The 22,604-nt window shown below is 53.5% G+C and carries 22 protein-coding genes and 1 tRNA gene; 8 read left to right on the forward strand and 15 right to left on the reverse strand.

The window, feature by feature from the left end; translation table 11 throughout:
• Positions 1–28 precede the first annotated feature (28 nt).
• Both dinB and J4G78_RS08685 read right to left on the reverse strand, forming a co-directional pair.
• Complete coding sequence (dinB, locus tag J4G78_RS08680) at positions 29–1,132, reverse strand: DNA polymerase IV (RefSeq protein ID WP_207990159.1); 1,104 nt, start codon at positions 1,130–1,132, stop codon at positions 29–31.
• Positions 1,129–2,700, reverse strand: a complete 1,572-nt coding sequence (locus J4G78_RS08685; protein WP_207990160.1) for a hypothetical protein — start codon at positions 2,698–2,700, stop codon at positions 1,129–1,131. The genes dinB and J4G78_RS08685 overlap by 4 nt, the downstream gene beginning before the upstream one ends.
• 108 nt (positions 2,701–2,808) lie before the next feature.
• Between J4G78_RS08685 and J4G78_RS08690 the strand changes: the two genes are divergently transcribed.
• The gene (locus J4G78_RS08690; protein WP_243457283.1) at positions 2,809–4,083 is read left to right on the forward strand and encodes a multidrug effflux MFS transporter; all 1,275 of its coding nucleotides are present in this window, start codon (positions 2,809–2,811) and stop codon (positions 4,081–4,083) included.
• A gap of 21 nt (positions 4,084–4,104) precedes the next feature.
• Complete coding sequence (locus tag J4G78_RS08695) at positions 4,105–4,533, forward strand: DUF2147 domain-containing protein (RefSeq protein ID WP_207990164.1); 429 nt, start codon at positions 4,105–4,107, stop codon at positions 4,531–4,533.
• A 299-nt stretch (positions 4,534–4,832) separates the two neighbouring features.
• Here the strand turns inward: J4G78_RS08695 and J4G78_RS08700 are convergent, their stop codons facing one another.
• From J4G78_RS08700 to J4G78_RS08740, 9 genes are all read right to left on the reverse strand, one after another.
• Positions 4,833–5,849 (reverse strand): SO2930 family diheme c-type cytochrome, encoded by a 1,017-nt coding sequence (locus J4G78_RS08700; RefSeq protein WP_207990166.1) that lies wholly within the window; start codon positions 5,847–5,849, stop codon positions 4,833–4,835.
• Positions 5,849–7,039, reverse strand: a complete 1,191-nt coding sequence (locus J4G78_RS08705; protein ID WP_207990168.1) for a parallel beta-helix domain-containing protein — start codon at positions 7,037–7,039, stop codon at positions 5,849–5,851. The genes J4G78_RS08700 and J4G78_RS08705 overlap by 1 nt, the downstream gene beginning before the upstream one ends.
• A gap of 299 nt (positions 7,040–7,338) precedes the next feature.
• Positions 7,339–8,097: a hypothetical protein gene (locus J4G78_RS08710; protein ID WP_207990170.1), complete on the reverse strand. Its 759-nt coding sequence runs from the start codon at positions 8,095–8,097 to the stop codon at positions 7,339–7,341.
• A gap of 506 nt (positions 8,098–8,603) precedes the next feature.
• Entirely contained in the window at positions 8,604–9,299 is a 696-nt protein-coding gene (locus J4G78_RS08715; protein WP_207990172.1) for an aspartate/glutamate racemase family protein, read from the reverse strand.
• Positions 9,300–9,336: 37 nt separating this feature from the next.
• The gene (locus J4G78_RS08720) at positions 9,337–10,758 is read right to left on the reverse strand and encodes an NAD(P)(+) transhydrogenase (Re/Si-specific) subunit beta (protein ID WP_207990563.1); all 1,422 of its coding nucleotides are present in this window, start codon (positions 10,756–10,758) and stop codon (positions 9,337–9,339) included.
• Positions 10,759–10,907: 149 nt separating this feature from the next.
• Complete coding sequence (locus J4G78_RS08725) at positions 10,908–11,204, reverse strand: NAD(P) transhydrogenase subunit alpha part 2 (protein ID WP_066743604.1); 297 nt, start codon at positions 11,202–11,204, stop codon at positions 10,908–10,910.
• 8 nt (positions 11,205–11,212) lie between these two features.
• Positions 11,213–11,572, reverse strand: a complete 360-nt coding sequence (locus tag J4G78_RS08730; protein ID WP_207990174.1) for a PH domain-containing protein — start codon at positions 11,570–11,572, stop codon at positions 11,213–11,215.
• Positions 11,573–11,583: 11 nt separating this feature from the next.
• Complete coding sequence (locus J4G78_RS08735) at positions 11,584–12,711, reverse strand: Re/Si-specific NAD(P)(+) transhydrogenase subunit alpha (protein ID WP_207990176.1); 1,128 nt, start codon at positions 12,709–12,711, stop codon at positions 11,584–11,586.
• A 12-nt stretch (positions 12,712–12,723) separates the two neighbouring features.
• Positions 12,724–12,849: an aa3-type cytochrome c oxidase subunit IV gene (locus tag J4G78_RS08740; protein ID WP_207990178.1), complete on the reverse strand. Its 126-nt coding sequence runs from the start codon at positions 12,847–12,849 to the stop codon at positions 12,724–12,726.
• A gap of 179 nt (positions 12,850–13,028) precedes the next feature.
• Here J4G78_RS08740 and J4G78_RS08745 point away from each other — a divergent pair, with 179 nt between their 5' ends.
• A complete protein-coding gene (locus tag J4G78_RS08745; RefSeq protein WP_207990180.1) occupies positions 13,029–14,456 on the forward strand; it encodes a sigma-54-dependent transcriptional regulator in 1,428 nt (475 codons plus the stop codon).
• Positions 14,457–14,554: 98 nt separating this feature from the next.
• On the forward strand, positions 14,555–15,157 hold the full coding sequence (locus J4G78_RS08750) for a hypothetical protein (protein ID WP_207990182.1): 603 nt from the start codon (positions 14,555–14,557) through the stop codon (positions 15,155–15,157).
• A gap of 35 nt (positions 15,158–15,192) precedes the next feature.
• Here J4G78_RS08750 and J4G78_RS08755 read toward each other — a convergent pair whose 3' ends face one another.
• Together J4G78_RS08755 and J4G78_RS08760 are read right to left on the reverse strand one after the other, a co-directional pair.
• On the reverse strand, positions 15,193–16,554 hold the full coding sequence (locus tag J4G78_RS08755; RefSeq protein WP_207990184.1) for a DEAD/DEAH box helicase: 1,362 nt from the start codon (positions 16,552–16,554) through the stop codon (positions 15,193–15,195).
• Between the two features lie 140 nt (positions 16,555–16,694).
• A complete protein-coding gene (locus tag J4G78_RS08760; RefSeq protein WP_207990185.1) occupies positions 16,695–17,189 on the reverse strand; it encodes a hypothetical protein in 495 nt (164 codons plus the stop codon).
• A gap of 140 nt (positions 17,190–17,329) precedes the next feature.
• On the opposite strand from J4G78_RS08760, the gene J4G78_RS08765 reads away from it, so the two are divergent.
• Positions 17,330–18,781, forward strand: a complete 1,452-nt coding sequence (locus J4G78_RS08765) for an FAD-binding oxidoreductase (RefSeq protein ID WP_207990187.1) — start codon at positions 17,330–17,332, stop codon at positions 18,779–18,781.
• Between the two features lie 49 nt (positions 18,782–18,830).
• Positions 18,831–19,610 (forward strand): SapC family protein, encoded by a 780-nt coding sequence (locus tag J4G78_RS08770; protein WP_207990189.1) that lies wholly within the window; start codon positions 18,831–18,833, stop codon positions 19,608–19,610.
• 312 nt (positions 19,611–19,922) lie between these two features.
• Here J4G78_RS08770 and J4G78_RS08775 read toward each other — a convergent pair whose 3' ends face one another.
• Positions 19,923–20,810, reverse strand: a complete 888-nt coding sequence (locus J4G78_RS08775) for an N-formylglutamate amidohydrolase (protein ID WP_207990191.1) — start codon at positions 20,808–20,810, stop codon at positions 19,923–19,925.
• Between the two features lie 142 nt (positions 20,811–20,952).
• Here J4G78_RS08775 and J4G78_RS08780 point away from each other — a divergent pair, with 142 nt between their 5' ends.
• Complete coding sequence (locus J4G78_RS08780; RefSeq protein ID WP_207990193.1) at positions 20,953–21,330, forward strand: response regulator; 378 nt, start codon at positions 20,953–20,955, stop codon at positions 21,328–21,330.
• Between the two features lie 43 nt (positions 21,331–21,373).
• Positions 21,374–21,448 (forward strand) — tRNA-Val (locus J4G78_RS08785).
• Positions 21,449–21,465: 17 nt separating this feature from the next.
• On the opposite strand, the gene J4G78_RS08790 is transcribed toward J4G78_RS08785, so the two are convergent.
• Positions 21,466–22,506, reverse strand: a complete 1,041-nt coding sequence (locus tag J4G78_RS08790) for a helix-turn-helix transcriptional regulator (RefSeq protein ID WP_207990195.1) — start codon at positions 22,504–22,506, stop codon at positions 21,466–21,468.
• Between the last annotated feature and the right edge of the window lie 98 nt (positions 22,507–22,604).

The raw sequence follows: 22,604 nt of genomic DNA on the forward strand, positions 1-22,604 counted from the left end.
CCCGCCTGCGCGGGGGCACCGGCCTGCCCTAAAACTCAAACGCCGATTGTCCCGCCTCACCGGCCGACGCTTCTTCCGCCGCCTCAACCACACCCTCAAGGTTCGCCAGCGTCAGGCCCAATAGCCGCACGCCATTTTCAACCGGCATGATGCTCGCGAGCAATTCGCGGCCGATATCGGCAAATTCCGCCTTGCCCTCGATATTGCGCTCCAGCGATTTTGACCGGGTGATCTGCCGAAAGTCCGCATATTTGGCCTTCAGTGTCACTGTCCGGCCGCGCGCACCGGATTTCTCGATACTGTTCCAGACGATCTCGATAATCTTCTCCATCGCTTCTTCCAGATCGGTATCGCTGACCAGATCACTGCCATAGGTGCGCTCTCCGCCGACGGATTTGCGGATACGATTGGGTTTGACCTCGCGGTGGTCGACACCGCGAGAGGCGCGGAACAGATAACCGGCCGACTTGCCAAAATGCTGGCGTAGAAACTCCTCCGACTGCGCCCGCAAATCCGCGCCGGTATGGATATTGAGCTTCGCCATCCGCTCCCCTGTCTTTGGCCCCACGCCAAAGAAACGTCGCACCGGCAATTGCGCGACAAAATCCGCACCCTGATGGGGTTTGATGACGCACATGCCATCGGGTTTGTTCTGGTCAGACGCGATCTTGGCGATAAACTTGTTGTAGCTCACCCCGGCACTGGCGGTCAGCTGCGTCTGCTTCTTAATCTCGGCGCGGATCATTTCGGCAATCCGGGTGGCATTGCCAATCCCCATCTTATCTTGGGTCACGTCGATATAGGCCTCATCCAGCGATAGCGGCTCGACCAGATCGCTATGGGTGCGGAAGATGGCGCGGATCTGCTGTGACACCTCCCTATAGACATCAAAGCGATGCTTGACGAATATCAGGTCGGGACAGCGCCGTTTCGCGGTGACCGATGGCATGGCGGAGCGCACACCAAATTGCCTTGCTTCATAGCTTGCCGCCGCAACCACGCCGCGCGCGGCCGATCCGCCGACGGCAACAGGCTTGCCGCGCAATTCGGGATGGTCGCGCTGTTCAACACTCGCAAAAAACGCATCCATATCGATATGGATGATTTTGCGGATGCCGAGCTGTTCCGTCATCGTTCGGTTTCGGCAGCCTTGCGGTATCGTTCCATCACCGCCGCAGGAACTGCCATCCGGACCATCGGCGGAAAACTCGCCCGCGCGCCGCAGCTGACATAGTTCATCGCCGGGCTATCGTCTTCACCCAGAAACTTCCCGCGCTTATAAATTTCAATCTGTCCGTCATGATACCGCAGAACCGGGTAGTTGCGGGCCACACCATTTTTGGATTCCGCTATGCTGTACCAACCGGTAGCCGGATCAAACCGCAAACCTTTGATACCGAGATTGCATAGATGTGCATTGGCCCCGACTGCATCGCCAGAAGCTTCAAGGCTGCCATCCACGCTGCGTTTGACCCAGAGGCTGGAGCGCCCCGCTCCCGCCAGTATCGGCACCAGCTGCGTATAGCTTGGCGATTGTTTGATATCGTCCGTTAGCGGCAGAACGTCTTGCAAGAACAAAGCCTCTTCGCCGGGCCTCAACCAATCTTGTTCCCCCAAAAGCCCAATTAACTGTCCAACCCGCTTATCATAAGACCGGCGTAAACAATCGGTCGGATATTCCGCAGCACCGCAAGTATTGCGCTGTTTTAGCCACGCTTTCTGGCTCGCTTTCACGCCGCCGCCCTGCTTGCGAGCCCGTTTATATAAAGCAGCAACTTGCCGGTCATATTGCCGCAAGTCGCTGTTATATTCGCCGCAAATTTCCTTCTCAATATCGGTTCTGGCTTCGCCGCAATCGAAAGAGGGCGCGTCATTTCCCTGCGCTGTCAGTGCGGATGACATCAACACCAACCATGTTTCGGGCAGCACCATGACCTTTTCATCGCCGCCGGCGACAAAGACCGCACCCATATTGCTCGCATCCTTGAAAGCCGTGAGCTGACGCGGGCTGATCACCGTCTGGTTCAAAATAGCACCTGTCATATCAGCATCGTAGAAACCAAAGCTGCTAATATCGGCAAAGGCCAAGTTTGTACCGCGGGCACTGATGCCATTACGCGCAATCGGGCAGCCATCAGACACGGTAATGCCGCAGTCAAATTTGAATCCGGTCAAGTCGGCAGCATCGATATTGAGACCCTCGACATCGCCTTCCCAGCCGCCGTCAAGCTTTCCACTGGTCCAGTCCGCGGCCTTGGCATCAACCCCGGCAAAGATGCTGCTGCGGATCAGGATATCCTGCATTCTCGCGCCGATCATTCCGGCGTGTTGCATATTTGATTTAATGAAACCAAGGCCCGGCGCCTTCGTCCCGGTCCAGTCGGAGCGACTGAGATCGGTCTCTACGAAACAGATATTGGATAGCTCCACGCCTGTGAAATCCCAACCCGAAAAATTGCCGCCCTCGATCAATATGGTCTTGTCGCCTGCGGCTCGAGAATAGCTCGCGATTTGTTCCGGCGATGTGATTTTCGTGCCGTCATAGGTTCGCATCGCTTCGCCTGCTCGCTCGCCGTCAACACCGCCATAGATATTGCCATAGGCATATTGGCAACCCGGAACGGGCGGGGTCGGCAGCTGCGCCGCCGCTGGCGTGGCAATGAAAAGGAAGGTCAGAGCCTTGCTCCAAAGCGACAACATAATGTGTTTATCGAAAATCTCAGAAAACTCCCTGTCTGAATAGCAATAGCATTTTCACCTATAGCCACGATGAATATTAGTTGCCATAGGCCGCCCGTGAATAACAACGTGCACAACAAAGCGAATAACACGTCTCTTCCCTTTCCGATTGGCCGGATTGAGCTGATCATCATGATGGCCAGCTTGATGTCGCTCAACGCGTTGGCGATCGACATCATGCTGCCTGCGCTTGGCCTTATTTCCGATGACTTTGCCCTGGCGGGCGAGAATGACCGGCAATGGATCATCACCTCCTATATTTACGGCATGGCCATAGGCTCGATCCTCTATGGCTCATTGGCCGATCGTTATGGACGGAAGCCTGTACTTTTGGTGACTACCGCAATTTATGTCGGCTTTGGAATCCTCTGCGCGTTTAGCGAAAATTACGATCTGCTCCTTGCCGCGCGGTTCATTCAGGGGCTGGCTGCATCCGCTATGGGTGTTCTCGCGAACAGCATCATCCGGGACCGCTATGAAGGTGATGCGATGGCGCGGACCATGTCGACCATCATGATGGTGTTTATGGCCGTGCCGGTGCTTGCGCCGATGCTGGGCCAGCTCGTGCTGGTCTTTGCGCCATGGCAGGTAATTTTTATCGTCTTGTCCGGTTTCGGATTGCTCGCGCTGATCTGGGTCTTTATCCGGTTGCCGGAAACGCTGAACCCTGATGACAAAACATCAATCAACATTTCATCAGTCGCTAGCGCATGGGCCCATGTGATTCTGCATCGCAACGCTGTTGGCCATGTGCTGGCCAGCGGCCTGATGATGGCACCGCTTTTTGCGTTCATCGCATCGGCGCAGCAAATATTCTTCAACACTTTTGATGCAGCCCATATTTTCGTGTTCATCTTTGCGGTCAATGCCATCGCGATGGCCTTTTGCAATTTCATCAACAGCCGGATCGTCATGCGATTTGGCGCGCGGCGCGTGTCGCAAGCCGCCCTCATATTTTTCATCGTGATCGCGATAATACACTTGGGTATCACGCTGGCGGGTTGGCTGACCATGTGGATATTCGTCGTCTTACTCGCCGCATCCATGGGTATGGTCGGCTTCACTGGCGCGAATTTTAGTTCAGTGGCGATGCAACCATTTGGTAAAACTGCTGGTGTAGCCTCTTCATTCCAGAATTTCACACGGACCTTGATCTCCGCCGCGATTGGTGGGGCGATCGGCCTTCAATTTGATGGCACAACTCTGCCGCTCGTCATCGGATTTTTCATTTGCGGTAGCGGCGCTTTTTTGTTTGTACTCTGGGCTGAAAAAGGGCGTCTATTCCGCCGCGTTCAGACAGCGGCAACAAGCGGACCGTTATCGCCAGACCAACGCGCCGTATAGAATTGATAGGAACAGCACGATATGAAACGCAATCTGATCGCAAAAACCATGATTTTAACTGGCGGCCTAATGCTGGCCACGCCGGTCCTGGCCGCTGATTCGATTGACGGCAATTGGGTCACGGAAGACCGCGACGCGATTATCAAAATCGGGAAATGCGGCAATACCGTGTGCGGACGCATCCACAAATATCTCGTCACGCCGCCTAATGGTACGGACCAAAAAGACGTCAATAACCCCAACAAGAAACTGCGCGACCGCAAAGTGCTCGGCATAGCTATTTTGACGGGTTTCAAACCAGATGGCAAAATCTGGCGCGGCAAGGTCTATGATCCCAAAAGCGGCAAGACCTATCGTTCTGAAGTGCAGCGGATTTCACCAACTAAGCTTAAGATGAAAGGCTGTATCGCCTTTATCTGCCAGGGCCAGAATTGGACGCGGGCGAAATAGGGGAGTTTTTATTTATTCCCTCAGGCGCCGGGCGCGGGCATCCGCCCGCTTGGCTTTCCTCGCATAAGCTCGGGCGCGCGGTCGCGCTTGCCTCGCTGCGCTCGGACAATCCTCTAGAGTTTGGCACCAGACCGACGCGAAGCGAGGCAAGGGCGCCAAGAATCAGATGGCGTCCGCCGCGCCTTATTGGCGCGATAGCCAAGGGCACGGATGTGCCCGCCCGGCGCTTGAGGGAATAAATAAATCCCTCGCGCCTGGCGCTTGAGGTTCGATAAAGACTTTCCCTTAACGGCAAGAAATCAGTCTTTCCCCATCTCCGCGATCCATTGGCTGAGCAATTCCGCGCCTTCTTTGTGCACTAACGAACGCCCCACTTCCGGCATGGCGACGCCGGGCTCCAAGCTTTTCAGCCGGTGCATCAGGATACTCTGGTCCGGCGCGCCTGGCGCAATCGCAAAGGCAAAACCACCGCTACCGCGTCCCGCGGCGACCGGCCGTTTGCCGACACCGATATGGACAGGCGATTCCTCTTCATAGGTCAGGAACAGGCCGGAATTGCTCGCCGAGCCCTGCCGGTTGTGACAATGCGCGCAGTTGATATCAAGATAGGCCCGCGCGCGTGATTGCAGCGGCATCGCGGCATCGGCATAGTCGGGTATTGGCGGATGGTCCCCGGATAGTGATTGCAGCATATTGTTACTGAGCAACATATCCAGGCTGTCATGCGACAGGTTTCTCACCTTTGGCCCAATTGGTACCACCGCCCCGTCGCGCGAATGACATTCTTTGCACTGGTTCTTGTTCGGCACCGCATAGCTGATGTCGCGCACCATTCCGGATGGATCAGTAAAACGCACCGGAATACGGGTGCCCGCCACCTTCAACGTGGCCTCTGTCTGATCCGCATTCCAGACATAAGGCAAGGCAAGCCAGCCATCAGCGCGGTGCAGCAACACGCGGGTTTCGAGCAAGCGGTCTTTACCGTCAATCTGATATCCAAAGCTTTTGATAATCGCCGAGCCAACCGGAAATTTCAGCAGGCCGTTGGCGTTTTCGGCCACGGCCTGCTGCCCTGCGGGAACATAGATATAGCGATATTTCTCGGCATAGTCAGTGAATAGCGCGCTGTTGAGCTGATAAAGCTCAACGCCTGCATTAGGCTGCCAACCCGCAGCATCCTTGAAAAAGCCAAAGTCCGAGAGCTTTTTCGGCATCCCCGCCGATATAATCACCGCGTCCGCAACCGGCCGGCTTGGTGCGGCGCTGACCGCAAAACCGATGAGGCACAAGGCAATGGCGGCAAAGAAGGTGCGCATTATTTCAGCGCCGCCTCCATGGAAGCGGGCAAGACGATTGGCGACAATGCAACCGTTTCTCCGGCTCCATCTTGTTTATAGAGCGACGGCTGTGCTTCGGTCGGCGACTGACCGACCTTGGTGAGACCGAGGCTAAGAACTGGCACCGCATCATTGACGATAAGGTCGCGCCCGAGTCCGTCATACACGATTCCCGGCAAGGCCCCGCCAAAAGCAGCGGCCAATTGTTTTCCGCCTTCAAAATCCGGCGCAAATCCTGCCCTGCCATAAACATTTCCAGCTATATAGACCTCGCGCGGGGTCGGATCATAGTTCGCGTCATCAAAGCTCTGGGTATAGGCCACCACCATCACATTGGTCGTACCATTATTGATCATCGCATTTTCGACGACTTGGACGTTGCGGTTGGCCATGACCATCACGCCGGTACCCGCCGGAACGCTGGCCACAATATTACCTTCGGGGGCAAAATTATCCGTGTTATTGTCGATGATCGCATTGCGCGCGACCAGCACATTATGACCACCCATTTGCGGCAGATTGGGAAGGTCAAACACCAATATACCGCCGGTATTTCCGGTCACCAGATTTTCGGTTACTTCCGCATCAAAGCTGTTTTCTATCTCGATCCCCGCGACATTTTCAATCGCGGTATTGCGGCGGACGATGATATTTTTGGACTGGCCAACGTAGATACCGGCATCCGACGCGCCGCGCACGACGCTATCCTGCACCAGGACGTCGCTCGCTTCGACCGGATAGATGCCATAGGCGCCGTTGCTCGCCTTGGGACCGCCGGTCCATTCGACGCGGATTGCATGATAGACAATCCGGTCCGCACCCTTGGATTTAATGCCGTCACCTTTGCTGTCCTCAACCGCAAAATCGCGCAGTACCACATCATCGGACGTGACGAGCAAGCCCTCGCCAGCGCCAAGCTGTCCGGCAAAGCTTAGAATGCTTTTATCCATCCCGGCGCCGCGCACGACCACATTATCGACATCCAGCGACAAGCCATCGGTCAGTTCAAATCTACCGGCTCCCAGTTCGACAACATCACCCGGCTCCGCAAGGATCAGCGCTTCCTGCAAGCGTTCCTGCGCGTCTGCGCCCGCCTCTACGGCAATGGTTTTTGCCAGGGCTGGCATAGTGCAGCATAATGCCGTTGCGGCCAATAACGTCCGGATCATATTTCTCTCTCCCAGTTACAAGCAATAATGACGCAATTTTGCGCTCTTGCCAAGGGCATTGACAGGGATGTCAATAGGGGAAAGCAAAAGCACAGGCTGTCCTCCACACCAGATGCAGCCCAACTATCGGGATTGAAAGAGGAATTCTCGCCCCGCTAAGCTAAAGCCCACTTTAGGCGCAAAAGCCGACATTGTGGATACTATAGGGGTTTGTCGGCAAACGACCCCATAGACGGTCATTCTGACATTGATTGACTATTCCCGAAAGCAGACCCTTCCAACGATTTGAGTTCGCTAGGTTAAATGCGACCCTGACTTTGCTTCAATCCTTGGACCTGTGTATCGACGAGAAATTTTGTGGTTGCCTCCTCGATAATATCGGTCATTGGCAATCCATTGATGCGCGGAGTATCTTTTTCCAGTGTTTGGCCCAAAGTCGCAGGGAAAGCAGAACCCCACTCCTGTACGCAATCTTTTGTTGAAACCCGCTCTGTCAACCAACCCGGAGCGCTTTGGCCTACTGCCACCAGTTCATTCTGCATGTCGTGTATCATTTCCCCCATTTCTGCTTCCGGCCCCGTCCAAGCCTTGCCGAGGGGCCTTATGAATCGCACCCAACATAGCATTAGGTGGGCATCCATCAATTGCCGAGGAACTTCAGAAATGGCAATTTGCGACCTTTCGACCGAGGGTGGCAAGTCCTCCAATATTAATACTGCATTTAAAATTAGGAACATGCGAAAGTGAGGTTCAAAGCTAAAGCTGCGAAAATCTTTCGAGCGTCCAAGCGCCAGAAATTCTTTACCTTCTTTGCCGGAGTATACGATGCAATCGGCGAGTAGCAAAGAAACTTTGGCGGGGGGTTCTCCTGACAGAGCGAGGCGACCACAATCTAGACCAGCTTGTTCAAGCGTTCGGGAGAACAAACGGATCGCGGCTTCGAGCGCTATAATCATCTTGTCTTCAGGCTCCCAGCTATCAACTGGGGGGCCGGGAGGAGGAGAAGGCGGAGTATCCACCGCTTTCTTTCCAAAAACTGAAGTACGTTTTCCAAACATCTTTATTCCTATGATATTAGTATAGTATCATAGGCACTGATTGGTTAACTTTACGGAAATGGGGCAATCAAACTCTATCTCTTGTGAGGGACTCAAAATGCATTTGTTCAGCTCTAGCTCTGCTCATTTTGGCTTTCTATGTGCAGTGACGGTATCCGCACTTTAGACGTTCGCTTTTCTAGAATGTCTACCAAAACCCGCACTTCAGCTTCCCACCCAGTTGTTGTTGTTAAACACTACTAAACCTAATACCCGCTCTCGGCATTCCACTGCCGCCAGAAAAAGCGCTTTCCTACACGGATCAGGCTGTGATATTTTCAAGCCGTTCTCGCTCACTAGAGCCTATTGGCCGCATATTATACGCTGCAATTTTGCGCCCCAAACCTGCGGAAAATTTTTAGGCGATTCTGTGTATAAGCCGTATAATGTGTCCATCGTTGTCCAACTGGAAAAACGACGTAACCTGCTAAAAAATATAAGCTTTCAGTAAATCAGACCCGATCGGGCTAATCTTCCGCCAAAATCCAGTCGACCGCGGCATCGGCATGAATTTCAGTGCTGTCATAAATCGGCAGGATATTGGCTTTCGGGTCAACGATCATCGCTAACTCTGTAGAGGCCAGAATAACCGCATCAACGTCCTGCTTGGCAATATCGGTGATGAAGGTTTTCAGCGTACGCTCCGAATCCCGTTTGACCTTACTGAACATCAATTCTTCATAGATGATCCGGTCGATCTCTTCGACCCGGTCTTCATTTGGCGGGGTCAGCGTGATGCCCTTGCCCACCAGCCGCTTGCGGTAAAAACCTTCTGTCATGACGTTGCGCGTACCAATCAGGGTTGCCGTTTTGGCGCCATCGGCAATCATTTTGTCGCCCACCATATCCGCGATATGAAAAATCGGAATGTCGACTTCCGGTGCGACTTGCTCGTAAATCTTGTGCATGGCGTTAGAGCAGATCAAAATAGCGGTCGCACCGGATTGCTCCAGCCGCTTGGCAGAGCGCGTCATCAGACCGGCGGCGGCATCCCAATCGTCGCTTAGTTGCAGCCGCGCATAATCGTTAAAATTAACGCTCTCGATTAAGAGATGCGCACTGGCAAAACCGCCCAGCCTACGCTGAACCTCCCGATTGATCCGGCGATAATAGCTCTCGGTCGAGACCCAGGACATCCCGCCAATAAGACCAATTTTACGCATGATGAGAAACTTCCCCGATAAATGTCGAATCAGGTGGCTATAGCGCCTTTACAATATCCTCACACATTTTCTTTGCGTCGGAGAGCAACATCATCGTCTGGTCCATATAAAACACCTCATTATCGACACCAGCATAACCGACACCGCCCATCGAACGTTTGATGAAGAAGATGGTCTTGGCTTTCTCGACATCGAAAACGGGCATGCCATAAATAGGTGATCCCTTGTCGGTCTTCGCCGCCGGGTTCACGACATCATTGGCGCCGATGATAAACGCCACATCAGCCTGGGCAAATTCGCTGTTAATATCTTCGAGCTCAAATACCTCGTCATAAGGCACATTGGCTTCAGCCAGCAGCACATTCATATGGCCCGGCATCCGGCCTGCGACCGGATGAATGGCATATTTGACGTTCACGCCTTCTTCTTTGAGCATATCGCCCATTTCGCGCAAAGCATGCTGGGCCTGCGCCACCGCCATACCATAGCCCGGCACGATGATGATATTTTCCGCCTGTTTCATCATATAGGCCGCGTCTTCGGCGCTGCCGCGTTTCCATGGACGGTCAATCTTCTCCGCCCCTTCCGATGGCCCGCTGTCGGCACCAAAGCCGCCGGCGATCACACTGATGAAGCTGCGGTTCATCGCTTTACACATGATGTAGGACAGGATCGCACCGGACGAGCCCACCAGCGCGCCGGTAATGATCATGGCGGTGTTGCCAAGCGTAAAGCCCATTGCTGCCGCGGCCCAGCCGGAATAGCTGTTCAGCATCGACACGACGACCGGCATATCCGCGCCGCCAATGGGAATGATCAGCAGGAAGCCGATGATAAAGGCCAGCGCCAGGATGATCCAGAAGACCAGCGCGGTTTCCGCCGTGGGCAGGATCGCAAAATAGGCGGTCAAGCCGATAATACCGGTCAGCACGCCGAGATTGATAACGTGGCGGCCCGGCAGCATGATCGGCGCGCCGGACATATTGCCGTTGAGTTTCAGGAAGGCAATGACGGAACCGGAGAAGGTAATCGCACCAATGGCAACGCCCAGGCCCAGTTCAACGCGGCTGACAACCAGTATCTCGCCGGCACTATCCAATATGCCAAAGGCACCGGGATTAAGATAGGCAGCCACACCGACCAGCACCGCCGCCATCCCGACAAGGCTGTGAAAACCGGCCACCAGTTGGGGCATGTCGGTCATCGCAATCTTGCGCGCGACAATGAATCCGAAACCGCCACCAATGGCAATCGCCACGCCAATTTCCGGCAGGCTGGCAATATCATGGGTGACCAAAGTGGTCACCACCGCGATCAACATGCCGATCATGCCATAGCGGTTACCCGCACGGCTGGTTTCCGGTGATGACAGACCGCGCAGAGCGAGAATGAACAACACGCCCGAGATAAGATAAGCCACGGCGACCCATGGATTTACCGCTTCGCCTGATGCCGCCATGGCCGGCGTGGCAAAACAGAACATAAGCGCGGCCATCAAGACTTTCGTCATCCCAGCGAAAGCTGGGATCTGCCTGATGCTCGGCGCTATACTTGAGGAGGTCCCAGCTTTCGCTGGGATGACGGTAACAGCAGATTGATCACGGCGCATTATTTGCGCTCCTTTTTCTTATACATGGCGAGCATCCGCTCGGTCACGGCAAAGCCGCCAAATATGTTCACGCTGGCCAGAACAACGCCCACCAGACCCAGCCATTTCGCGGTCTGACCACCGTCAGCCTGCGACCCCGCAGCCGCTGCAATCAGCGCCCCGACAATGATCACCGAGCTAATCGCATTGGTCACCGCCATCAGCGGTGTGTGCAGCGCCGGTGTCACCGACCAGACGACGTAATAGCCAACAAAACAGGCCATCACGAAAATTGAGAGAATTGATATAAAGTCCATTTTTTGCCCTAACGGTTTAGCTTTTCAGCCATGAGTTTTTGCATACCTGACACGTCAGAATTCTTGCCAATCTTGAACTCCACAGGGTCGCGTCCCGACAAGTAGATTTTGATTTCTGCATCCAGATCCAGCGTTCCTGCGCTTTCGATCGAATAGGCGCTTATTGAACGGTACGGAATCGTAAGATATTCTTTCTTGCTGCCTGTGAGCCCCTGAACGTCAATGTAAATGACGCGCCAATCTGTAAACGCAATCCAATCGCGAACAGTTTTGAAGACCACAAGCACGTCTTCGCCATCAGTTAAGACATGCCCATGCGCATCAACGAATGCAGAAGGGTCTGACGCTGTTGCGTTCAATAATCCCATTTATCGCCCCCTCACCCCAGCAATCGCTCATTCACAACTTTGCCGTCTTTGGTCAGCCGGATGCCAATCGTCACTTCATCGTCATCGGGCAGCACAGGCCGTTTGGCCTCTTCGTCCCAATAAGCGCTGAGGAAATTATAGAGGTTACGGGAGAATAAAGCCGAGCTATCGGCTGCCATGCTGGATGGCATATTATCAGCGCCGACGATTTTCACGCCATGCTTTTCGACGACTTTGCCAGCAACTGCGCCTTCGACATTGCCGCCTTGCTCAGCGGCGAGATCGACAATCACGCTGCCCGTGCGCATTGTCGCGATCTGGGCGTCACTGATCAGCCGCGGTGCCGGGCGCCCCGGGATCAGCGCGGTGGTGATCACAATATCCTGCTTGGCGATATGTTTGGATACCAGTTCGGCCTGTGCTTTTTGATATTCCTCGCTCATTTCGGTGGCATAGCCGCCTGTGCCCTCGCCTTCGATGCCCGCGACATCTTCGACAAAAATGGGTTTCGCACCGAGCGATTGAATCTGTTCCTTGGTCGCGGCACGCACATCGGTTGCCGATACCTGAGCGCCGAGACGCCGGGCCGTTGCAATGGCCTGCAAGCCGGCAACACCGACGCCCATGACAAAACATTTAGCCGCACTGACTGTACCCGCAGCCGTCATCATCATCGGAAAAGCGCGTCCATAATGCGAACCCGCCTCAATGACGGCCTTGTAGCCGGAGAGGTTTGATTGCGAGGACAGGATATCCATCGACTGCGCGCGCGTAATCCGCGGCATGAATTCCATCGCCAGCGCGTCAATGCCAAGCTTGGCATAGTCATCAACCCGTGCCCGCTCACCAAAGGGATTGAGGCTGGCAACCAGCCAAGCCCCCTTTTTCATACCCTTGAGCGATTTCGGGTCCGGCCCCTGCACACCCAGCACAATATCGGCATCTTTCAGAACCGCCGCCCGGGTGCCGATGCTGGCCCCTTCCGCTTCATAATCGGCATCTGTTACCGAGGCGGATAGGCCGGCGCCTTTTTCGACCGCCATGCTAGCGCCCAGTGCTGTAAACTTCTTCACCGTTTCCGGGGAAGCACTCACCCGCTGCTCACCCTCGGCGAGTTCTTTCAATACCGCTATTTTCAAGGATTATTCCAATCAGGTAACAAGAAGAATGATGACCAATATTGTCACCAGAGCCGTAATAATCGAACCGATTTTCAGCCAGCCCAAAAACCGCTCATAAGTCTCTTCTGCAGATTTCATATTATTGTCAGAAGCCATGATTCCTCCAAATATTCGAATAAAGATTGCCGATGCTCTAACCATATATATCGCATCGCTCAAGGCCTCGCGGCCTGATTCGCCCTAATAAGAGTGATAGAAAACATAGTGGCTTCTTAATCCAGTCTTTACCCCTCGTTGTTACAGAATTGGTTCATTCTGGCACATATGGGATAAAAATGGCTCAAAACGGCACGAAATTGCTGATGTTAATCGATGATGAGCCGGCACAATGCCGGTTAATATCTGCTCTCGCATCCCGGGCTGGCTATCGCACCATATTCGCGCGCGATGCCGAAACCGCTATTGCCACATTGGGCACGCAAGACGGGATGATGCTGGACGCGATCATCCTTGACCATTGGGTGCCGGGATCCGAAGCAACCGAATTGATCGCCGAGCTGAAATCCCGCCGTCCAGCCCTGCCGATATTGATGCTCACCGCCGTTGGTTCGATTACCGAAGCGGTTGATGCGGTTCGCGCTGGGGCAACCGATTATCTCATCAAGCCAGTTGCACCGGAACAAATGCTACAGGCGCTGACCGCAGCGGTGGAAAGCTCCAAGGAAACCGGCGAACTTCAGCCGCTGACCGAGAAAATTTCGGCGCCGCTGGAATTTGAAGAAATTGTCGGCGCAGCACCCGCCTTTCGGGCCGCGCTCGCCATTGCCGCCAAGGCCGCACGGGCGCGTGTTCCGGTTCTGATTGAAGGCGAAGGCGGTGTCGGTAAAGAAGTCATCGCCGATGCCATTCACGCGGCGAGCCCGCGCTCCAAACTCCCGATGCTGAAGATAAATTGCGGTGCAATCACCGGCAACTTGCTCGATTCGATCCTGTTCGGACATGAAAAAGGCGCGTTTACCGGTGCCTTTGACCGCAAAATCGGCCTGTTGCAACAGGCGGAGGGCGGTACAATATTCCTGGATGAAGTGGACCGGATTCCGCCGGAAACGCAGGTTCGCTTGCTCCGTTTTTTGAAGACATCCGAAATTCAACCGCTTGGCAGCCCCAACAGCTATCAGATTGATGTCCGCATCATCGCCGCGACCAACCGGCGGTTGGAGAAGGAAGTCGGCAAGGAACGATTCCGCGAAGATCTCTATTACAGCATGAATGTCGTGCAGCTCACCATCCCGCCGCTACGCGATCGCACTGGTGATATTCCAGCGCTTGCGCGGCATTTTCTGGCTCGGCTTGCGCACCAGCCGGGGCTTCGCAGTCTCGGCATTACCGATGAAGCGCTGAACCTGCTGCGCAGTTATCAATGGCCGGGCAATGTCCGCCAGCTGCAAAGCGTTTTATTTCGCGCTGCTGTCATGTGCGACCGTGATGCACTGACTTGTGATGAATTTCCGCAAATCGCTTCGTTCGTGGCCGATTCTGGTGACACCCCGTCGCATTTATCCAGCAGCCCCGAAGGCATTGGGATAACGCTTTACAAGGAAGATGGGAATTTGCGGCCGCTCGAAGAAATTGAAGCGGACGTCATTCGCCTTGCCATCGGCCATTATCGCGGCCGGATGACCGAAGTCGCGCGCCGACTTGGCATTGGTCGGTCGACTCTTTATCGCAAATTGGCCGACCTGGGAATCGACAACGCCGCTTGATCGAGACACCGTCAACGCGCGCTCACTTGCACAGCGCAAGCGAATTGCTTCATCTTCTAAGTTGATGTTTAACGCGCTACTCCCTAAGTCTAGCGAATATGAAAAACATCCAATCTCCATTCTCGATTAGCATTGCCCTCACTGCGGCTGTGCTTCTGTCCTCTTGCGGCAAACAGGAAGCTGTTGGCGACGTTCCTTCCAGCGATGAACTGGCCAAACAGGCTGATGCCGCAAGCAAAGCCATTCGCGATGAAGAGGCCGCCGCTAGTGCCGAAGGCGCACCGGTTGTCGATAGCGCAGAAATGACCAGCTATGCGAATGCGCTGCGCGGTTTTTCGATCATGGTGCCAAAAAACTGGGCCATTGATGAAGCCGCCAGCGATGACAATGGCCAGGTATTTAATGACGCAGATTCAAAAGCCACGCTAACCGCTGGCTGGATAGAGAATCGCGAAGATGCCGATCTGACCGCCGCAGTCAAAACGCTGGAAGAGGCCGGGGAAGGCATGACCGGCGATTATGTCAATGAAAACGAATATCGCGCCTCTGGCTTTATCGAAGAAGGTAGCAAAACGGCCCAGCGCATATTGCGCAAACCCGATGGCACCATGATCAGGGCCATAGTAACTTATCCTGCCGATAGCGCCGAAGCGGTCGATCCGCTGGCCCAACAAATATTGGATAGCCTGACGCTGCAATAGCGGAATTCGCAAAAATGCAGTTTTGAAAACTTGGCTTAACGATCCAGTTTCGCGTCCAGAAAACCTGGAACTGGCCCGTTCCAACCATCATCATCCGCATCATCAACGGGCTGTGACTTAGGTGACGGCTTAGGTGGTTTTGAAGATTTCTTCGGGCGACTTTTTGTATCCGTCGCCTGATCGTCAGAACGCTGTTGTTTGGGCTTGTCGGTTTTTGGCTTGCCAGCAGCAGGCTTTTCTGGGGCGGGCTTTTTGCCGCCCTGCTTTTTCTCGGGCTTGACCGACTTGCTGTCACGTACCGGCAATTTCATTCCGGTCAGCTTTTGGATGCTGTCGACATGCTCATCATCGCGCTTGGTGACAAAAGTTATCGCAACGCCGGTTGCGCCGGCACGACCGGTCCGGCCGATTCGGTGAATATAATCATCGGGATGCCACGGGATATCGTAATTGACGACATGGCTGACGCCTTTGATATCTAGCCCGCGGGCCGCGACGTCAGACGCGCACAAGATATTGATTTCGCCCGATTTAAAGCGTTCCAGCTCCGCAAGACGCGAGCTTTGATCCATATCGCCATGGATTTGTCCGGCGTCGAATCCATCTTTACGCATCTGCTGACACAGGTCACGAACTTCGGTTTTGCGGTTGCAAAAAATGATCGCGGTGTCGACGCCCTCATTGTCCAATATGCCATAGAGCAGCTTGCGCTTGGCTTTCGGAGCAACATGGATGATCGATTGGTCAATCGAGGTGTTGGCGGTGGCCGGTCTGGAAACTTCAACCGATTTTGGATTATTGAGAAACTGGTCGGACAATTTCTTGATCGGTGGCGGCATCGTCGCCGAAAACAGCATCGTCTGCCGGGTCGCCGGCAATTTCGAACAAATTTCCTCGATATCGGGAATGAAACCCATGTCGAGCATCCGGTCCGCTTCATCGATGACCAGCAATTCACAGCCGGACATCAAGATGCGTCCGCGTTCAAACAGGTCCATCAAACGGCCTGGCGTCGCAATCAGAACATCCACGCCTTTTTCCAGATCCTTGACCTGATCCCCCATCGAAACACCACCGATGAGCAATGCCATGCTGAGGTTATGGTTCTTACCATATTTTTCAAAATTTTCTGCAACTTGCGCCGCCAGTTCCCGGGTTGGTTCCAGAATCAGCGACCGCGGCATCCGCGCGCGCGACCGGCCATGTGCCAATATGTCGATCATCGGCAGGACAAAGCTTGCCGTCTTTCCGGTACCAGTTTGCGCGATTCCGATAATGTCCTTCATCATCAGCACCGGCGGAATGGCCTGCGCCTGAATCGGCGTCGGTTCATCATAGCCTGCATCGGCTACCGCTTTTAACAATTCATCAGAGAGGCCGAGGTCGGCAAATTTCATAATATTTCCGGAAAATAACGGTGCAATATTGCACAATTAGCAGGCGTGTAAAAGCCGCATCGGGGGATGGTGCCAAACATCACTTTTGTCAAGTTATCTAGCGTGTTGGCCTCGTCAGCAAACCGCCGCTATGCCTACGGTCATTCCGGCACCAACAACCGGAACCGGTCAATCTCACATTTCGACCCGGTGCGCGAATGCAATATGTCCCGGTCTGCGCAGATTTTCCCGTCACTGGATTTCTCCATATAAAAGCCGGAATAAAAACTGCGCGCCTGGCATTTTTTTTCCAGCCGGGCACGGATTTGCTTACGATCTTTTGTCACCAGATCGACGTAACGCTTGCCAAATCTTTGCACGCCCAGGATGTTATTCATCGGCAGGCATTTGCCTATCTTCTTTTGTGTGTAGGTCGGCGGCTCGGATCGGCGGTTGATGTCAGCCAAAGCCGAAGAGAAAACGTTACGCCGGCGAGGCACCCGGATAATGACCCTTTTCTCTATGCGGACTTGCGCAAATCGGCGCTCTACAGGCGCTACAAATATACCCTCGGGATCAGAAAGACCGTCAGTTGCCGGCGGTTCCTCGGCAATGGGCGCGGCTAACAGCAATGATCCATAGAGAAAAAGACTCACTGAAAACCCCTAGTTATCATCGCCAAGCCTATAACAACGCCGATTGAACATTTGATGAACTATCGTGTCCACTGGTATATTGGTGTTTTCACATAAAGCATCTATATTCGTAATTATCCTGAAAATAGCCGGAGCAAATCATGTCGGAAACACCCGATTGGCTGAATAACATGGCAGAAATCGTGGGACCAAAAGGTTTTACGCGTGCCGCGGAAGACATGCAGCCATGGCTGACCGATTGGCGCGGGCGCTATACTGGCAAAGCGCATGCGCTGGTTTCGCCAGCGTCTACCGCGGAGGTTTCGGCGATTGTAAAAATTGCGCATGCCCATTCGGTTGCGTTGGTACCGCAAGGCGGAAATAGCGGCATGGTCGGCGGCGCGACACCCGATAGCAAAGGACAATCAGTTTTATTGTCCCTGCGCCGGATGAACCGGATTCGGGAAATCTCGGCAGGCAGCCAGCTGACAGTTTGCGATGCTGGTGTCATATTGCAAAACCTTCATGCAGCGCTGGATGAACATGGCCAAAGATTCCCGCTGACATTGGGCGGCAAAGGATCGGCAACCATTGGCGGACTGGTATCGACCAATGCGGGGGGCACACAAGTTCTGCGTCACGGTACAATGCGGGCGCTGGTCGCCGGACTGGAAGCGGTTTTGCCCGATGGCTCGATTTACGATGGGCTGGCGCCACTGAAAAAAGACAATCGCGGCTATGACCTGAAGCAGCTGCTGGTCGGCGGTGAAGGCACCTTGGGTATTGTCACGGCGGCAACGCTGAAAACCGTTCCTGCCCTAATTGATCGATGCGTGGCATGGGCCGGTGTTTCGTCCCCGCAAGCGGCGTATAAGCTCTTTCAGTTTCTCAACGCACGCGAGAGCCAGTCGCTGGAGGGCTTTGAAATTATCCCAAAATCCTGCCTAGACGCTGTGCTTACCCATATTCCTGATACCCGCGCCCCGCTTGAGCCAGCCGCGCCCTGGAATGTGCTTATTGAAATTATTCGCGATCAATCCGATTCTATCGACCCGCGCGAGCTGACCGAAAGCCTGCTAGCCAAGGCGATGGACAAGGGGCTGATTAGCGATGCCGCAATCGCCGCCAATGAAAGTCAGGCCGAAGCCTTTTGGAAGATACGCGATTCAATCTCGGAAGCCGAGCGCGCCGATGGACCGGCCTTGCAGCATGATATCAGTGTGCCTGTCGCGCAAATGGCTGATTTCATTACCGAAGCTGGCGCGAAAATCGAAGCCCGCTTTCCCGGTACCGAGGTCGCAGCCTTCGGTCATATGGGTGACGGCAATGTCCATTTTCACGTCAAGGCTCCTCCGGGCACCAGCGGTCCGCAAGATTGGATGTCCCAATCCGCGCAGGTGATCTCGCCGATGGTTCATGATCTGGTTATAGCCTCCAATGGCTCCATTTCGGCAGAACATGGTATCGGCCAAACCAAACGCGATGAGCTTGGCCGCCTATCCAGTGATGCGCGTATGTTAACGCTCCGCGCAATCAAGACCGCCATTGATCCCAAAAACATAATGAATCCGGGCAAGCTAGTTCCTCTTGCGTCGAACACGCCAGCCTCTTAAAGCGACTGCAACAGATTTATATATTTTAGTCTATTTTCGGAGAACCCATATGGCCAGCGCGCCTCAAGCCCAAGCTCTTCCTATGTTTTACAAGGACCTCGTTCCGCTCAACTCCAAGGAACATGCCAAGTGGAAAGTGAAAGGTCTCGATGATGCATCGTTCATGCAGGAACAGCATGCGATTCCGTTGACGATTGACGAATTTTCCAATGCAGCGCGCAATTATCCGATCGTCTTTTCAGTCGGCGAAAATAGTGTTCCGTTGATCTTGATGGGCCTCAACGAAGGCGTGAATACTTTCATGGGCGAAGATGGTCGGTTCAATCAACCTGCTTACGTTCCCGCCTATGTTCGCCGCTATCCCTTCATGCTCGCCAAATTACAGCCAGACGCCGATGAGCTGTCACTCTGCTTTGACCCCACTACAGGCGCGATTGGCGACTATAAAGACGGCGAGCCGTTGTTCGATAAAGATCAACCTTCTGAGAAAACCAAGAGCATATTGGAATTTTGTGAGCAATTTGAACAGGCAGGCCAACGCACTGGTCAGTTTGTGGAAGAGCTCAAAAAACTGGACCTTTTGATGGAAGGCGAAGTCGCTATTCAACAAACAGGTGTCGAAAAGCCATTTGTTTATCGCGGGTTCCAAATGGTCAACGAAGAGAAGCTCCGCGACATGCGCGGCGACGAATTACGCAAGATCAACCAGAACGGGATGTTGCCATTGATTTATGCACATCTTTTCTCGTTGCAAATCATGCGGGAAGTCTTTGCCAAACAGGTTCAGGCCGGAAAAGTACCTCAGGTAACAGAGGCTCCGACCGTTTAAATCTTATACAATCAACCGATAGAAAATATCATCATCCGATGAGAGCGGCGGAATAAAACACCGCTGCTACTGGTATTTGAGGGGCTAGCCGGAGGGCTTGTGCGCCATAGACTTGGAAATCACACGAAATCGGATCAAATATTCCTGATTGGGTCTTGCAACTCGTTACATAAGCGACCACATTACGAGTCGTACGGGTCTATCTCCCCCGATTGGACCGGTACGGGCATTCTCAGAATGCCACCTCCCTGAACCTTGGCCACCTCGCCGAATTGGCGAGGTGGTTTTTTTTCGACTTGACCGGTACCTGTTTCATTCCGCGGCAAGCAGAAACTGGCCACTAACCTGATCCGCTAGCCGCCTTGACAAATTCTCGATGTGATCCGCCATCATAGATATTTGATCACCCGGTTCCCGCAAAGCCGCGTCCAGATAACAGGCCCGATTCACCTCTAATTGCAGCGCATGAATGTCCGCTTCCACCTTGCTGTGCCGCTCCAAGATATAGCCGCCCGCATAGGGGTGATTCAGCCGCGCTGCGATGCCCGAACGGCGAAATAAAGCAAGGCTGAGCTCTGAATAACGCGACCCCGCACTACGCCCGAAACGGTCGCCGATGACGATATCAACACTATCATCTTCATCTAACGGGGGCATACTATGTAGATCCAATAAAATAGCGCCACCGAATTTCCGGCGCATATTCTCCAGAATCGTAGTGATATTGCTGTGATACGGCTCATGATCACATTCTAATCGGTTGCTTATGTCTTCCCACGCCCATTTTTTTTTCCACAGAGTGCCAATACCGTGCAAACGGCTTGGGACAACGCCCAATCCGCCGCGCACTTTTCGGCTGGGTGTCGGCAGTTGCGAGGATGACAGCCCGACAACCATAGCTGTATCGATTTCCGACCTATTGCGATTCAAATCCACCCAAGCACGCGGTCGACGGGCTATGATGGCGGGAAAACCGGCGGCAATAGCCGAGCTAGCGAGACGGTCCGCATAACGGTCTTCCAACCGCAACAAATGTGTTGCTGGCACGGCAAGATTCTCCACAATCTCCTCTGGGTAGAGCCGTCCAGCATGCGGGACGCTAATCAGGAGGGGAAATTGCAAATCATCGATGTTGTAGAATGAAAAAGGTCCATCATAGGGCTCTGATTGCAGCAAGTTATCGTCGATTTGATCAGGCATGATGCTCCACTCGTTAGGATGCTCAATATCGTAAAAAAACCGCCGACAGAACCAAATTATTAAGAGATTTGCGCCTAAAAGCCATATTAGGCATAAGCAGTATAATATTTTTAGTTGATATTGATAGGGAATGACTCAACCGATGATCAGAATTCTTCTTGCAGAAGATGAGCAAGCAATGCGCGAACATCTGACCCGTGCATTGACCAAGTCCAATTATGACGTTGTCGCGGTTGATCGCGGGACGGCAGCACTGCCTTATCTTGAAACAGAGAAATTCGACTTGCTGTTGACCGATATTGTCATGCCAGAAATGGACGGGATTGAGTTGGCACAGCATTGCGCCAAAATTTCGCCCGATACCCAGGTCATGTTCATTACCGGCTTTTCAGGTGTTACCCTTCGCGCAGGCGAGTCTGTTCCCAAAGCAAAAATTCTTTCGAAACCGTTTCATCTTAAGGACCTGGTTCTCGAAGTGCAGCGGCTATTTGAACCGGATAGTATCGGCGAATTGAATTAAGTCTTGCACCCTGTCTAGGGGCTAGCTAGACGGCCTGCAGCGTGGGCGTATAGCTCAGTGGTAGAGCACTTCGTTGACATCGAAGGGGTCGGGAGTTCAACTCTCTCTACGCCCACCATTTTTCGAATTTTGTGATTAAGCTGCAAGCGCAATATGCGCGGCCAGGTCCCGGCTTGGGGAACGACCATGCCACGCGGTGTAGGCGCGGGTAAATGCGCTCAGTTCACTATAACCCAATTTTGTGGCAATCTCGGAAAGAGACCTTGTGCCTTCCAGGAAATAGAGTTGGCAGGCATCCCGGCGCACGCGTTCCAATATTTGACGAAAAGAAGCTCCTTCTGCGACTAGTTTGCGGCGCAGGGTGCGTTCAGCCATGCCAAAAGTTTCGGCCGCGGCGTCCAAACTAAGTCCAGATTTGTCCAATAGGTAGAACAGATAATTATAGCTGAGATCCGCCAGCAGCATTACCTGCTTTTCATCGGGCTGAGACTCGTCAAAATGTTCCCGAGCCGCCTCCACCACCATCCGGTTTCGCAGAGGATTGGATAGAAGCATCACGTGCGGATAGAACTCGAGATAAGTCTGCGATTGATTGAAAAAACAAGGGACATGCAGGGGGTGATTCTCAGTGCGACCAAAATCATCACAAGTCTTCGGTTCGCGATGTTTGAAATAGGCCGCCTTAATGGGCGGGAGCCCGCCGCCTGTTATCTGAGCACCGATGTACGACAAGATTGAAAAGATAAGGAAGATAAGGTCTTTCCCAGCGCTGGAAGTTGGATCGCACACCATACGACAAGTTGAGGCAGTCTGCTCCCATCTCAGCAGCGGTCGGTTAGTGCCAAAATCAACAGCTGCCGCTGCCGCTTGCATTACATCTTGAACCGTTTCACCAAACATCGCGGTGTAACCGATGTCCGAAAATCCTGTCGGTATCATCTCATGCCCGATGTCGGGGAAGATATTGTCGCGTTCAAGTTCGTGAACCGTGGCTTGGTATAATGCGGTTATGGCATCGCTATCGAAACGCGCTTGGGGATCGCGCAACTTGAAGTCTGTAACATTTAGTGCAGCTAATAAAACTGGCTTGCGCGCGCCGAGATCTTGGCAACTACGGAAAACCTTGAATAAAAATTGCGACGAAACGCTTATATCGTCTAAATTAGTCTGCCCCATTGCAACAGCTAGGAGCAGCAGGTTTAAAAGCTCAACGCTCTTTCGACCAAGATGTAAAATTGACGACGAACAGGTCGTTTACATTATATCGAGTGAGA

Origin of the sequence: Parasphingorhabdus cellanae, from assembly GCF_017498565.1 — a bacterium.
In the GTDB taxonomy this organism is placed as follows: Bacteria; Pseudomonadota; Alphaproteobacteria; order Sphingomonadales; family Sphingomonadaceae; genus Parasphingorhabdus; species Parasphingorhabdus cellanae.

Coding starts and splice junctions, on each gene's coding strand:
- dinB (WP_207990159.1), bottom strand. CDS start 1,132: ATGACGGAACAGCTCGGCATCCGCAAAATCATCCATATCGATATGGAT.
- J4G78_RS08685 (WP_207990160.1), bottom strand. CDS start 2,700: ATGTTGTCGCTTTGGAGCAAGGCTCTGACCTTCCTTTTCATTGCCACG.
- J4G78_RS08695 (WP_207990164.1), top strand. CDS start 4,105: ATGAAACGCAATCTGATCGCAAAAACCATGATTTTAACTGGCGGCCTA.
- J4G78_RS08700 (WP_207990166.1), bottom strand. CDS start 5,849: ATGCGCACCTTCTTTGCCGCCATTGCCTTGTGCCTCATCGGTTTTGCG.
- J4G78_RS08705 (WP_207990168.1), bottom strand. CDS start 7,039: ATGATCCGGACGTTATTGGCCGCAACGGCATTATGCTGCACTATGCCA.
- J4G78_RS08710 (WP_207990170.1), bottom strand. CDS start 8,097: ATGTTTGGAAAACGTACTTCAGTTTTTGGAAAGAAAGCGGTGGATACT.
- J4G78_RS08715 (WP_207990172.1), bottom strand. CDS start 9,299: ATGCGTAAAATTGGTCTTATTGGCGGGATGTCCTGGGTCTCGACCGAG.
- J4G78_RS08720 (WP_207990563.1), bottom strand. CDS start 10,758: ATGGCGGCATCAGGCGAAGCGGTAAATCCATGGGTCGCCGTGGCTTAT.
- J4G78_RS08725 (WP_066743604.1), bottom strand. CDS start 11,204: ATGGACTTTATATCAATTCTCTCAATTTTCGTGATGGCCTGTTTTGTT.
- J4G78_RS08730 (WP_207990174.1), bottom strand. CDS start 11,572: ATGGGATTATTGAACGCAACAGCGTCAGACCCTTCTGCATTCGTTGAT.
- J4G78_RS08740 (WP_207990178.1), bottom strand. CDS start 12,849: ATGGCTTCTGACAATAATATGAAATCTGCAGAAGAGACTTATGAGCGG.
- J4G78_RS08745 (WP_207990180.1), top strand. CDS start 13,029: ATGGCTCAAAACGGCACGAAATTGCTGATGTTAATCGATGATGAGCCG.
- J4G78_RS08750 (WP_207990182.1), top strand. CDS start 14,555: ATGAAAAACATCCAATCTCCATTCTCGATTAGCATTGCCCTCACTGCG.
- J4G78_RS08755 (WP_207990184.1), bottom strand. CDS start 16,554: ATGAAATTTGCCGACCTCGGCCTCTCTGATGAATTGTTAAAAGCGGTA.
- J4G78_RS08765 (WP_207990187.1), top strand. CDS start 17,330: ATGTCGGAAACACCCGATTGGCTGAATAACATGGCAGAAATCGTGGGA.
- J4G78_RS08770 (WP_207990189.1), top strand. CDS start 18,831: ATGGCCAGCGCGCCTCAAGCCCAAGCTCTTCCTATGTTTTACAAGGAC.
- J4G78_RS08775 (WP_207990191.1), bottom strand. CDS start 20,810: ATGCCTGATCAAATCGACGATAACTTGCTGCAATCAGAGCCCTATGAT.
- J4G78_RS08780 (WP_207990193.1), top strand. CDS start 20,953: ATGATCAGAATTCTTCTTGCAGAAGATGAGCAAGCAATGCGCGAACAT.
- J4G78_RS08790 (WP_207990195.1), bottom strand. CDS start 22,506: ATGGGGCAGACTAATTTAGACGATATAAGCGTTTCGTCGCAATTTTTA.